Origin of the sequence: Ferruginibacter paludis (genome assembly GCF_030409685.1) — a bacterium.
GTDB classification, from domain to species: domain Bacteria; phylum Bacteroidota; class Bacteroidia; order Chitinophagales; family Chitinophagaceae; genus Ferruginibacter; species Ferruginibacter paludis.
Genome location: NZ_JAUFQJ010000014.1, coordinates 310,279 through 323,659, shown reverse-complemented (window position 1 = coordinate 323,659; position 13,381 = coordinate 310,279). Strand labels below are relative to the sequence as shown.

11 protein-coding genes are annotated in these 13,381 nt (G+C 39.7%); all 11 read left to right on the top strand.

The annotated features are described in order from the left end of the window. Positions 1–475 precede the first annotated feature (475 nt). The 11 genes from QWZ08_RS20925 (at position 476) to rplB (ending at position 13,364) form a co-directional block, all read left to right on the top strand. Positions 476–4,144: a T9SS type A sorting domain-containing protein gene (locus QWZ08_RS20925; protein WP_290339500.1), complete on the top strand. Its 3,669-nt coding sequence runs from the start codon at positions 476–478 to the stop codon at positions 4,142–4,144. 122 nt (positions 4,145–4,266) lie between these two features. Then, on the top strand, positions 4,267–4,647 hold the full coding sequence (rpsL, locus tag QWZ08_RS20920; protein WP_290339499.1) for a 30S ribosomal protein S12: 381 nt from the start codon (positions 4,267–4,269) through the stop codon (positions 4,645–4,647). A 50-nt stretch (positions 4,648–4,697) separates the two neighbouring features. Next, positions 4,698–5,165, top strand: coding sequence for a 30S ribosomal protein S7 (gene rpsG / locus QWZ08_RS20915; RefSeq protein WP_290339498.1), 468 nt, complete (start codon positions 4,698–4,700; stop codon positions 5,163–5,165). Positions 5,166–5,277: 112 nt separating this feature from the next. Beyond that, complete coding sequence (locus QWZ08_RS20910; RefSeq protein WP_290339497.1) at positions 5,278–6,576, top strand: APC family permease; 1,299 nt, start codon at positions 5,278–5,280, stop codon at positions 6,574–6,576. Positions 6,577–6,900: 324 nt separating this feature from the next. Next, complete coding sequence (fusA, locus tag QWZ08_RS20905) at positions 6,901–9,048, top strand: elongation factor G (RefSeq protein ID WP_290339496.1); 2,148 nt, start codon at positions 6,901–6,903, stop codon at positions 9,046–9,048. A 398-nt stretch (positions 9,049–9,446) separates the two neighbouring features. Next, complete coding sequence (locus QWZ08_RS20900; RefSeq protein ID WP_290339495.1) at positions 9,447–10,172, top strand: ribonuclease H-like domain-containing protein; 726 nt, start codon at positions 9,447–9,449, stop codon at positions 10,170–10,172. 221 nt (positions 10,173–10,393) lie between these two features. Continuing rightward, complete coding sequence (rpsJ, locus tag QWZ08_RS20895) at positions 10,394–10,699, top strand: 30S ribosomal protein S10 (protein WP_290339494.1); 306 nt, start codon at positions 10,394–10,396, stop codon at positions 10,697–10,699. A gap of 105 nt (positions 10,700–10,804) precedes the next feature. Beyond that, positions 10,805–11,422: a 50S ribosomal protein L3 gene (gene rplC / locus QWZ08_RS20890; protein ID WP_290339493.1), complete on the top strand. Its 618-nt coding sequence runs from the start codon at positions 10,805–10,807 to the stop codon at positions 11,420–11,422. Positions 11,423–11,471: 49 nt separating this feature from the next. Next, entirely contained in the window at positions 11,472–12,107 is a 636-nt protein-coding gene (gene rplD, locus QWZ08_RS20885) for a 50S ribosomal protein L4 (RefSeq protein ID WP_290339492.1), read from the top strand. 28 nt (positions 12,108–12,135) lie between these two features. Then, on the top strand, positions 12,136–12,435 hold the full coding sequence (gene rplW, locus QWZ08_RS20880) for a 50S ribosomal protein L23 (protein ID WP_290339491.1): 300 nt from the start codon (positions 12,136–12,138) through the stop codon (positions 12,433–12,435). Between the two features lie 86 nt (positions 12,436–12,521). After that, positions 12,522–13,364 carry a 50S ribosomal protein L2 gene (rplB, locus tag QWZ08_RS20875; RefSeq protein WP_290339490.1) on the top strand — a complete coding sequence of 281 codons (843 nt, stop codon included), beginning with the start codon at positions 12,522–12,524 and terminating at the stop codon, positions 13,362–13,364. The last annotated feature ends 17 nt before the right edge of the window (positions 13,365–13,381 follow it).

The following is a 13,381-nucleotide window of genomic DNA, read 5'->3' as shown; positions in this document are numbered from 1 at the left end:
GTAGGTAGCTGCCATATTCATTTGAAACCCGATCATGTATTTGATCGGGTTTTTTTATGCAAAAAACTTTTTTGGAAGCATCTTTCCTTCTTGCTTCCAACCCAAACAATTCATCACGCCATATTCCACTGCAATATTTTTAATCTAAGTCTGCTGTAAGCAAAATATCCCCAAGTTGCCATTAAATACAACTGTACAAGTGTGCGACGCATATGAAGTACCACAAAGCTGCCTGGGCAGGACAGAAAAATAGCACTTGGAAAATGCAAACATAACTTGGATACTGGTAATCTTTTCCTGGTATTTTATTCTAAAAAAATCGTCATGGGATTTTTACTAGTAATTAACAGAAATTACTGTCGGGTATAACTACTTTAAAAAAGAAATTAGCCAATAACTAATCTAAAATAACGTTGCATTAGTGGCATAAATTGAAAGATTTAGAAGCCTGTACCTATCCACCAAACTATGAAAAATGCGAAAAATTTACTTCACTGTACTTTTTGTGCTTACTTATTTTTCGATTACTCCAAAAATAGCTGAGGCTCAGAATTGTTCTCTCCTAAATGCAAATTTTCAGGCATACGAATCCCGCTGTGCGGCTACTGGCTCAATTAAGGTTTTTGCAACGGGTGGCTCAGGATCATATAAGTATAAAGCGTTGGGGCCGGTAAATTCCAATTTTACCACTTCTGATTCACTTACCGGACTTTCGGCTGGAACTTACTCCGTTGTTGTTACAGATATTGTTTCCAACTGTACCTACACTCAGGCTGGTATAATTGTGCCTGGATCTTACGAAGATCCCCGGTTTGCACTTAATAAAGTAGATGTAAGTTGTTTTGCAGGAAATAATGGAAGTATTTCGGTTGCCGGCCAATTATTCGGCAGGTCTCCTTTTGTTTATTCAATAGTTGCACCCTCTCCAATGGGGATTGGTACTGTTAGCAGTTCTGGAGTATTCAATAATTTATCCGCCGGCAATTATACCATTCGGCTTACCGACTCCTGCGGTGGAATTCAAACAAGGCAAATTACCGTAAATGATTATACATGGTTTATTGATGGTTACAAGTTTACAAAAATTGGGTGTGATTCTGCAAGCGGTTTTATAAAAGTGATCGATAGCAGGGGAAATATCAGCACCCTTGGCGGCATTCCCGGTTTTGAATATGGAATTGTAAGACAACCCGGTGACACCATATGGTCTCCTGATGCAAATTTCCAGTTTGACCTAGCGGGCAACACGAGCTTTACAGTTCTGGCCAAAGACAGTTGCGGTAATATAAAAAAATCACCTGTTCAGCTTAATATAGCGCCATCCATAAACGCGGTTGTAATTTCATCGCAGGGGTGTACAAGCTTTACAGCAACTGTAACGGGGGCTACTAATTTTTTTACTGCTGATTATTGTTTGTTCGATAACAGCAATACTTTGATTGACTGCAATTCAACCGGCATATTTCCTAGTCTAAGCTATGGTAATTATTGTATTAAGGCACACGACCTTTGTACAAATCTTACAATTACACGCTGCTTTTCTGTCGCACCACCCCCACTAGGTATAAGCAATGTGGTTTCCATCAGTAATAAAACCTGCTCAAGTTTTTCTGCAACAGTAACCGGGCAATACGGACTCACAAACCCCAGCTACTGTTTGTATGACTCAACTGATACACAGCTGATTTGTAACGGCACCGGCGTTTTTAATAATCTTACTTACGCCTACTACTGTATAAAGGTTAAGGATGGCTGCAGGGACACTACGATTACAACTTGCTTTTTGCCAAATAAGCCTGTGCCCTCTATTCCAGCAGTGATAACACCGCGTTATGTTTCGTGCAGTACTTTTAATATTTCTATTGGTGGAGATAGTTTAACAAGTCCGAGTTACTGCTTATACGACAGTGTGGGCGGATTGGTAAGCTGTAATAATACCGGCGTTTTTGATAACCTGATACTGGGGAATTATTGTGCTCATATTCATGATTCTTGTTTTGATACCACTTTTATAAGATGTTTCACAGCAGGCTCCCCTGTAATTGTCAATGATATCACATTGACCGTTTCAAATAAAATTTGTTCATCTTTCACATTATCGGCTAACAGTAACAATATCAAGAATGCCCAGTTTTGCCTTTATAACGCAAACGATTCATTGATAAATTGTGACAGTTCTGGTGTATTTAATAATATTCCCTACGGTTCATATTGTATAAAAGCGAGAAATGACTGTCCCGATACATCGTTTTACAAATGTATTACTGTTAACCCTGATGTACCGGTAGTTAGCAGTAGTGTCAGAATTATTAATAGAAACTGCAACACGTTTTCTGCTCAAATTCACGGCCAGCATAACTTAACTAATCCTTTGTATTGCATTTATGATAGTACCGGCGCTGAAATAATATGTAACAATACCGGCCAGTTTGATAATTTATTATATGGAAGTTATTGCATAAAAGTGAAGGACAGTTGCTATGACACAACCATAGTAAGATGCTTTGCAGCAAGCGCTTTATCAGCGAAATTGGCCGTTACCTCAACAAAGTCCTGCAGCTATAATTTTGCAAAATTTGCTATATCGGTTGTGAGTGGAATTTTGCCCGTGAATATAAAAATATATACTTACACCGGAAGCTTATTTTTTACCGGCAACTATAACAGTAACAATTTCAGCATAGACAGCATTCCTGGCTCTCTGACGGGACAAGGCTACAAGGTTATTGTGACTGACAGTTGTGGTAAACAGGATTCAGTCAGTGTAGACGCAGTAGCTAGTTACCTCACGCATACGGTTTCGGCTGTTCCTAAGTGCCCAAGCGGAACCTATGCAAATGGTTCGGGTGATATTCGAACAGTAGCTGGCACCAATATGGGTTCCTTGACCGTGAAAATCATCAAAAAAGACAACGCCACATTGTCTCCGGGGGTATCCCCCAATACGCTAATTGACAGCACTTATACCTTCCAGGATTTGGGACCCGCTACTTATATTCTAAGTTATAAAGCCAATGATGCCTGTAATGTATATTTTCAGGATACAGTTGTAATTCAACCATACCAGTTTCCAGATTTAAGTCGATCATCTGCATACCAATGCGATAGTAATGGATTCAATTTGAAGGCCATTGTTTCTAACGGAGTTGGTCCTTTCAGCTACGAAATAATTGGCAGCTCACCTGCCACACCTTCCATTATCGCCGGCCCGCAAACAAGCCCTGAATTTTACATTAATAACGGTACCAATTATACATTGGTAAGATTAAGGGCACTTGATGCCTGCAGCAATGCAACCCTTGCAGATGCCAGTATTTTACCCCTCGCTAACAATGCTATTATTAATACATATAATTGCTTTCAAATTGCTACTACGCTGAGTTTAGATACTGTGTATAATGCTACTTTTGCCTGGTATAAAAAAGATAAGGGCAGCAGCACTGACAGTACTTACATGGGAAGTGCTTCCAGCATCTTTGTGCCGGAAGTAACTCCTGGTGATACAGGTATTTATGTGTGCCGTATAATTGTGGGCGCAGGCTGCATTAACCGGACTTATTACTATCACCTTGACGGTTCATGCTTTCATTATTTACCGGTAACATTGCAGGATTTTACAGGTAGCTTTACCGGTGAAACCGTTGTGTTAAACTGGAAGGCGGCAACAGAACCAGGCGTTCAGTATTTTGTGATAGAGAAAAAGACAGGAGCCAATGATTTTGAAGAAATTGGCAGGATAAACGTTGGCGATATTAGCAGCAATGCAGGGCAATATAATTTCATTGACAGGCAACCCGGAGAGCAAAACCTTTACCGTGTTAAATGGCTTAATAACGGCCAGTCTGTATCGTACAGCAATATTGTAACGCTAAATAAACACAGCCAGGCTGGTAATATTCAGTTATACCCTAATCCTGTGAGTAATATTTTAAATGTTGGCTTTATTAATCCGAGAAATCACGTGTACAATATTGCTTTGCTGAACGTTTTAAACCAAGTAGTAAAAGAGTTTAAAGGAGTTAAAGATGTAAATGGCATTTTTCAGATTGAACGTACACCCAACATGAAAAAGGGGCTGTATATTTTAAAGGTAGAAGACTTAAACAGCGCCGAAATTTTCACCGGTAAGGCAATTTTTAGGTAAAAGATACCCGCATTGCCATGGAATTGAAGATTGTAAATAAAAAAAAATAAATTATTTGTAAAATAGTGTTTCATTTTAAATCATAAACGCTACCTTTGCCGTCCAAAAATAAAGGGTTCAAAATGCCTACAATACAACAGTTAGTTAGAAAAGGAAGAGAAATAATTAAAGCTAAGAGTAAATCAAGAGCTTTGGATGCATGCCCGCAACGCCGTGGAGTATGTACAAGAGTTTACACTACTACGCCTAAAAAACCAAACTCTGCTTTACGTAAAGTAGCCAAGGTGCGTTTAACCAATAAAATTGAAGTTATTGCCTATATTCCGGGTGAAGGACACAATTTACAGGAACATAGTATTGTGCTGATTCGTGGCGGAAGGGTTAAAGATTTGCCGGGTGTACGTTACCATATTGTTCGTGGTAGTTTGGATACTGCAGGTGTTAAAGACCGTAAGCAAAGCCGGAGTAAATACGGTACCAAGAAAGAAAAAGCTAAAAAATAATTCATTAAAGTTTTATCACCCTTCATTGGGTGTAAAAAAAGTAAATAACAATGCGTAAGACACAACCAAAAAAAATACCCTTAGCACCAGATCCTAAGTTTAATGACAGATTAGTTACACGTTTTGTAAATAACCTGATGTGGGCTGGCAAAAAAAGTGGCGCCTACATCATTTTTTATGATGCTTTGGATAAAGTGAGTAAAATTACAGGTGATAATGGATACGAAATTTGGAAGAAAGCCCTGAGCAATATCACTCCTGGTGTGGAAGTACGTAGCCGTCGTATTGGTGGTGCTACTTTTCAGATTCCTGCTGAGGTTCGTGCAGACAGAAAAGTTTCTTTAAGCATTAAATGGATGGTAAAATACAGTCGTGACCGCAATGGTCGCAGCATGGCTGAAAAATTAGCTAATGAAATAGTTGCAGCAAGTAAAGGTGAAGGTGCTTCTTACAAAAAGAAAGAAGATACACACCGTATGGCTGAAGCTAACAAAGCATTTGCTCACTTTAGAATTTAAGTTTAAATTTTTTTTATATAAAGCTATCCTGCAAAGGATAGCTTTTTTTTTAGCTGCTTTTATTGTTTATCTTCCTTAATTACAGGAATTCATCTAACATCTGTTGCAGATTTTGAAAAGAAAAATAAGCATTTACACCGCTGCTGCTATTGTGGTAGCTAATATGATAGGTACGGGTGTATTCACCAGCGTTGGCTTTCAATTATCTGCGGTACAAAATACCTGGAGCATCATGCTACTTTGGCTTACAGGTGGATTACTTTCTCTTTTTGGTGCATTTGCCTATGCAGAGTTAGGTACCCATTTTAAAGAGTCGGGTGGTGACTACATTTATTTGTCAAGGGTCTTTCATCCATTGCTGGGTTATTTATCTGCCTGGGCAGGATTAACGGTCGGGTTTTCTGCACCAGTGGCATTGGCAGCAATGGCTTTTACCAAGTATCTTGCTCCATTTGGACTACAAAATAATGTATGGCTTGCAATTGCAGTTATCGTGTTGATTGGCCTGATGCATAGTTTTACCATACGCCATAGTAGCCGTTTTCAAAACCTGTCTACCATAGTAAAAGTAGTTTTCATCGTTACCCTGATTGGCCTTGGATTTTTTACTCCAAACAACATAAACAGTGCCCTTAATTTTGGTAATAGCTGGCAACGGGAGGTTTTAAAACCAGGATTTGCCGTTTCAATGGTTTATGTTGCCTTTGCCTATACCGGGTGGAATGCGGCTGCTTATGTAGTGGATGAAATAAAAGATCCTCATAAAAACTTACCGAAGGCATTGATTGCAAGTACCCTGTTTGTAGCAGTAGTGTACTTGCTTTTTCAATTTGTATTATTGAAAAATGCCACGGTAACGCAGTTGGCTGGTAAGGAAGAAGTGACCTTTATTTCATTTGATAATTTACTGGGAAGTGCCGGTGGTAAATGGGTAAGTGTTTTTATCGGCATTCAATTGATTGCAACTGTAAGCTCTTATTTGTGGGTCGGGCCGAGAGTAACCATGGCAATGGCCAAAGAAAATAAGCTTTGGCAACCATTGGCAAAAAAAAATGCACATGGTATACCTGTTGCGGCGGTTTGGCTGCATGTTTTTATCAGCATTTTGCTCGCCTTAACGGGAAGTTTTGAAAAGATACTTTTGTATGCTGGTTTTGTATTACAACTAATGGCTTCCTTAACCGTGGCAACCAGTATATTTATTAAAGATCGCCAGCCACATACATTTTCAAGCCCTTTCAGACCGTGGTTGCAGATCATATTTTTGTTGTTTAATACCTGGGTGCTGGTGTTTACAATTATTGAAAGACCATTGGAAAGTTTAATCGGCATCGGGATCATTTTGGCTGGAGCCATCATTTATTATTTTGATAGTCCACAACCTGGTGAAGAAGCTGTGATACCCGGATAGCAGATTGTTTTTTTTACAAAAAAATACTTACCTTTGCGGCGCTAAAAAGTTCAGCATAGAAGGATGTTAAGGATGGTAGCTGCAATTTATTTAGCATATTATGAGAGTAAATCAATCATATCAAACAGCGCCCAGCACTTACGGGTATTTTGCACTGGCATAACCAGGCATGGAAAGATCAGTATAGAAAAATAGTACCAGAGTGCGACGCCAATGAAGTTTAATTGAGATTCAACGGCCGGGCACAAAATAAAGATGAATAATCAGCAACGGTTTTCATTTCAATAAGCAAATTTTAATTCTAAATTTTTTAATTCAAATAAAATGGCAGATTTACGTTATCAACGCAACTTTGGAATTGCCGCTCACATTGATGCCGGTAAAACCACTACCACAGAACGTATATTATATTATACGGGTGTTAATCATAAAATAGGTGAGGTACATGATGGTGCCGCTACCATGGACTGGATGGCCCAGGAACAGGAAAGAGGTATTACTATTACAAGTGCCGCTACCACATGTTTCTGGAATTTTCCGATGGTACAAAACAAAAAAACACCAGATACCAAACAGTATAAATTCAACATCATTGATACTCCCGGCCACGTAGATTTTACCGTGGAAGTGGAGCGTTCATTGCGTGTACTGGATGGTTTACTGGCGTTGTTTTGTGCAGTGTCGGGTGTAGAACCTCAGAGTGAAACTGTTTGGCGCCAAGCTAACCGGTATAAAGTTCCCCGTATTGGTTTTGTAAATAAAATGGACCGCTCCGGTGCTGATTTCTTAAATGTGGTAAAACAGATTAAAGAAATGTTGGGTGCTAAAGCAGTGCCTTTACAATTACCAATTGGTGCAGAAGATAATTTTAAAGGCGTGGTAGATTTAATTACCATGAAGGGAATGGTTTGGGATGAAGCAGGACAAGGTATGACTTTTAATGAAGTGCCGATTCCGGAAGATATGATTGAAGAGGTGAATGAATGGAGGCAACATTTAATTGAAGCTGTTGCAGATTATGATGATAAACTGTTGGAAAAATTCTTTGATGATCCTAACACGATCACTGAAAATGAAATTCATGAAGCTATCCGCAAAGCAACAATTGATATTTCTATTATCCCGATGATGTGTGGTTCTTCTTTCAAAAATAAAGGGGTGCAAACTGCGCTTGACGCCATCGTACGTTACTTACCGGGACCAATGGATATTGAAGCGGTAAAAGGAACTAATCCTGACAATGGAGAAGAAATTTTCCGTCATTGCGATGTTAAAGAACCATTCAGTGCGCTGGCTTTCAAAATCATGACTGATCCTTTCGTAGGCCGTCTTGCTTTCTTCCGGGCTTATTCTGGCCGTTTGGATTCAGGCTCATATGTATTGAACACCCGTACGGGAAAGAACGAGCGCATCAGCCGCATTATGCAGATGCATGCCAACAAACAAAACCCGGTTGATTTTATTGAAGCGGGCGATATTGGTGCAGCTGTAGGATTTAAAGATATCAAGACCGGAGATACATTATGTAACGAAAATCATCCGATTGTACTGGAAGCAATGACTTTCCCTGAACCGGTTATCAGTGTTGCGGTTGAGCCAAAAACTCAGGCCGACGTTGATAAAATGGGTATGGCAATTGCCAAACTGGTAGAAGAAGATCCTACTTTAAGAGTACGTACAGATGAAGAAACCGGCCAGACCATCTTGAGTGGAATGGGCGAGCTGCATTTGGAAATAATTGTAGATCGTATGCGTCGTGAGTTTAAGGTTGAAATCAACCAGGGTGCGCCGCAGGTAGCTTATAAAGAAGCTTTCCAAAATACCATTCAGCACAGGGAAACGCTGAAAAAGCAAACGGGTGGTCGTGGTAAATTTGCCGACATCGTGTTTGAAATTGGGCCGGCTGAAGAAGAATTTTTGAAAGAAGAAAAAGGCAACTTCCAGTTTGTGAACGGTTTGTTTGGTGGTAGTATTCCTAAAGAATTTGTACCTGCCATTCAAAAAGGTTTTGAAAGTGCAATGACCACAGGTGTACTGGCAAGTTATCCGATGGTAAGTATGCGTGTTAAAGTATATGATGGTAGCTTTCACCAGGTGGATAGTGATGCGATGAGTTTTGAACTGTGTGCTAAACAAGGCTACCGTGAAGCTGGCCGTAAAGCAAAACCAGTTTTGCTTGAGCCAATCATGAAGGTAGAAGTGTTAACGCCGGATCAGTACATGGGTGATGTTACGGGAGATTTAAACCGTCGTCGCGGTATGCTGGAAGGTATGGATAGCAAACATGGTGTGCAGGTTATTAAAGCCAAAGTGCCATTGAGCGAGATGTTTGGTTATGTGACGCAATTACGTTCATTGTCAAGCGGCCGTGCTACTTCAACTATGGAGTTCAGTCATTACGCTCCTGCACCAAACAACGTTGCGGAAGAAGTAATTGCTAAACAAAAAGGCAAACAAAAAGTGGAAGATTAATTCAAACACTTTTAAAATAGAAAAAACCCCGTACGCAAGTACGGGGTTTTGTTTTATGCAAACGGTGGATACATTAACGAAACATCAATGCCTAAACATTTTTCAGCAACATTTTATAGGTTTAGAACCTAATTCGTCGGATACCCATTGCCATATGCTGTTACGTATGCTGGACAAAAATGCCATCCCATCTGCACTCCTGATTATCCTGCTGTTTATTCACGAACACGGTTAAAACGGTCTACAGGCCATAGAAATTAACCTGATACATCTGGGATGGTGTTGTCGTTTACTGGATACTAATTTTGATGAATCCTGTTGCAATAGCATACTTTATTTTAAAAAATGGTTGCAATTAAGTAATCCTTTATTTATTTTTAATACTAATCCTGATAAATATGATAGCAAAAATGCCCCTGGAAAACTTCCTGGTGATAGATATTGAAACAGTTTCATCTCAGCAAAATTATAATTCACTCACCGAAGACTGGCAGCACCTGTGGGAAGAAAAAGTGCAGCGGGCTGTACCTGAGAATGTAACTCCGGAAGAATATTATTCGCTTAGAGCGGGTGTTATGGCGGAATTTGCCAAGGTTGTCTGTATCAGTATGGGCTATTTTAAAAGAGAAAAGGGGCAATATCAGTTCCGGGTAAAGTCCATTTTTGGGCATAACGAAAAAGAGTTGCTGCAAAATTTTATTGCAACCGTTAATCAGTTAGAGGCAGTGCACAATCATTGGTGCTTTACCGGCCATAACATTAAGGAGTTTGATATTCCATTCTTGTGCAGGCGACTGCTCATCAACAGTATTGCCATTCCGGCTTATCTCGATTTTCAAAATATGAAACCATGGGAAACCAATATGGTTGACACTTTTCAGTACTGGAGGTTTGGCGACTATAAAAACTTTACTTCACTGAAGTTACTGGCCGCATCTCTGAATATCCCTTCTCCCAAAGATGATATTGATGGCAGTATGGTAGGGCATGTGTACTGGGAAGAAAATGATCTGGAACGTATTGCGGTGTATTGCCAAAAGGATATTGTTACCGTAGCGAATATTGTACTGCGTTTTAAGAATTTACCCCTGCTTGCCGAAGAGCAGATTGTTATAGCAAAATAGTTGCTGTTTATCCGAACGGCTAAGTTGATCAAATGGCTTTATTTTTTGTAATATTTCATAACCAATCATTTATAATTGCATCAACAAGGCCTGTTGTTACATCTCTGCCAGGCTGTTTCAAAAAAAACTTCAAAAAACTTTGCTTTAGACTTTGCTATTTGAAACCGTCCCCCTACCTTTGCACTCCAAATTAAAAAACGAAAGTTTAAAGTTCTTTAAATATGTCACAACGAATCAGAATAAAATTACAGTCTTACGACCATAACTTAGTTGACAAGTCAGCAGAGAAAATCGTAAAAACGGTACGCAGTACCGGTGCAGTAGTAACGGGACCAATTCCTTTACCAACACACAAGAAAATTTTTACTGTATTACGTGCTCCTCACGTTAACAAAAAAGCCCGTGAGCAGTTTCAGTTGTGCACGCACAAACGTTTGTTAGACATCTACACCAGCAGCAGCCGTACGGTTGACGCTCTGAGTAAATTAGACCTGCCAAGTGGTGTTGACGTTGAAATAAAGGCCTGATGAACCGTCCCGCATAACAGGGACAGGCAAAAGGTTAGTTCTTAAATAAATATTGAAACATCCATCTGTTTATACCGTAAACAGCGCTGGATAAAAACAGATACAATGAAAAGTATTATTGGAAAGAAGATTGGCATGACCAGTGTCTTTGATGCAGCAGGCAAGCAAACTGCCGTTACCATCATCGAAGCAGGACCATGCGTAGTTACCCAGAAGAAGACCGTTGAAACAGACGGCTACAATGCACTCCAGATTGCATTTGGCGACAAGAAAGAAAAGCACTCCATCAAAGCTGAAGTTAACCACTTCGCCAAAGCTCAGACATCCCCTAAAAAAGTAGTAAAAGAAATACGCGATAGCGAATTAACACAATCAGTTGGTGAAACCATTACGGTTGACATTTTTGCCGAAGGCGACAGTGTTGAAGTAGTTGGCACTACCAAAGGAAAAGGTTTTCAGGGCGTTGTAAAACGTCATGGCTTCCATGGTGTAGGCGGTCAGTCTCACGGTCAGCATGATCGTTCAAGAGCTCCCGGTTCTATTGGTAACTCTTCTGATGCTTCAAGGGTATTTAAAGGTATGAGAATGGGTGGCCGTATGGGACAGGACAGGGTGAAAATGAAAGGACTGAAAGTTGTAAAGATTTTCGCGGAAAAAAATTACATATTGATCAGCGGTTCAGTACCGGGTCACAATGGTTCAATCGTTTTAATACAAAAGTAAGCAACACATCATTTTGTGTTTCCTAACACAAAAATTAATCTGAATAATCATGCAAGTAGATATTTTAAATATAGCAGGCGCCAAAACCGGAAGAACCATTGAGTTACCGGAAGAAATTTTCGGTGCAGAACCAAACACACATGTTGTTTACTTAGCTGTAAAACAATACCTGGCTGCGCAGCGTCAGGGTACGCATAAAGTAAAAACAAGAGCTGAAGCAAACGGTTCATCTAAGAAACTGGTAAAGCAAAAAGGAACTGGTGGTGCACGTAAAGGTAATTTGCGTAGTCCTATATACAAAGGTGGTGGTACCATCTTTGGACCAAAACCTCACCTGTACGATTTTAAATTAAACCGTAAAGTGAAGGACCTGGCTAAAATCAGTGCATTAAGTGCTAAGGCAAAAGAAAATGCAATTGTGATTGTAGAAGATATCACCATGGAAGCTCCAAAATCAAAGCAGTTTGCCGGTATCTTAAAAAGCTTACAGGTTGGCGATAAAAAAACATTGTTTGTTATTCCTGAAGATAATGATAACGTTTACCTGAGTTTAAGAAACATACCTGGTGTTCAGGGAAGTTTGTTGAGCGATGTAAATACATACGATATCGTAAATGCCAAAGTGGTGGTTTTTACCGAAAGTGTTGCAAGAATTTTTAGTGAGGAAGAAGTAGCGGAAGCATAATTTAATTAGCAATTATCAAATTAGAAACATGAAACTGTCTGAAGTTTTAATAAAGCCTATCTTATCTGAAAAGATAAATAAGCAAACTGAAAAAATGAACCGCTATGCTTTTGTTGTTAGCAGAAAAGCTAATAAACTGGAGATTAAGAAAGCGGTAGAAGAATTCTACGGTGTTCAGGTAAAAAATGTTAACACAACAGTTATGCCTGGTAAAGCTAAATCACGTAACACAAAAGCTGGTGTTGTTAGCGGTCGCAAGCCTGCTAAAAAGAAGGCATTTGTTACAGTGGCAGACGGAGAATCGATTGACATATACGGAACAGTATAGTCTTGATCCGGATGGATTCGGCAAATTATAATTAATGTATGGTGGTCAGCACCGCAAAGTTTTGACAAATAAAAAAGTAGTTTACAATGGCACTTAGAAAATACAAACCGACCACAGCAGGTACACGCTGGAGAATTGGTAATGCGTACGCAGAGATCACTACCAACATTCCTGAAAAAACGTTGCTTGAAAAGCAGAAGAATACTGCCGGTCGTAACTCACAGGGTAGAAGATCAATGCGCTATATGGGTGGTGGTAACAAAACCATGTATCGTGTAATTGATTTCAAGAGAGATAAGAAGAATATTCCGGCTACTGTAAAAAGTATTGAATACGATCCAAACCGTACAGCATTCATCGCTTTGTTGAATTATGCTGATGGTGAAAAACGTTACATCATTGCTCCGAATGGCTTACAGGTTGGCGCAACAGTTTTAAGCGGTGATAGTGTTGCTCCTGAATTGGGTAATGCATTGCAACTGAAAAACATGCCACTTGGTACTAATGTGCACAACATTGAAATGCAACCAGGACAAGGTGGTAAGTTGGTTCGTAGTGCTGGTAACACAGCTCAGTTAGCGAATAAGGAAGAAAAGTATGGTATTTTAAAAATGCCAAGCGGTGAGTTAAGAAAAGTATTGATCAATTGCTATGCAACAGTTGGTGTTGTAAGCAACAGCGATCATAACCTGGAGAGTGCTGGTAAAGCTGGTAGAAACAGGTGGAAAGGTGTTAGACCAAGAACAAGAGCTGTAGCGATGAACCCGGTAGATCATCCGATGGGTGGTGGTGAAGGTAGAGCATCCGGAGGTCACCCACGTAGCCGTACAGGTAAGTATGCAAAAGGACAGGTTACACGTACAAGAGGAAAAGGATCTGATAAGATGATTATCCAGAGAAGAAACGGAAAGAAGATCAGTAACAAATAATTCAATCAGGTTAAAAT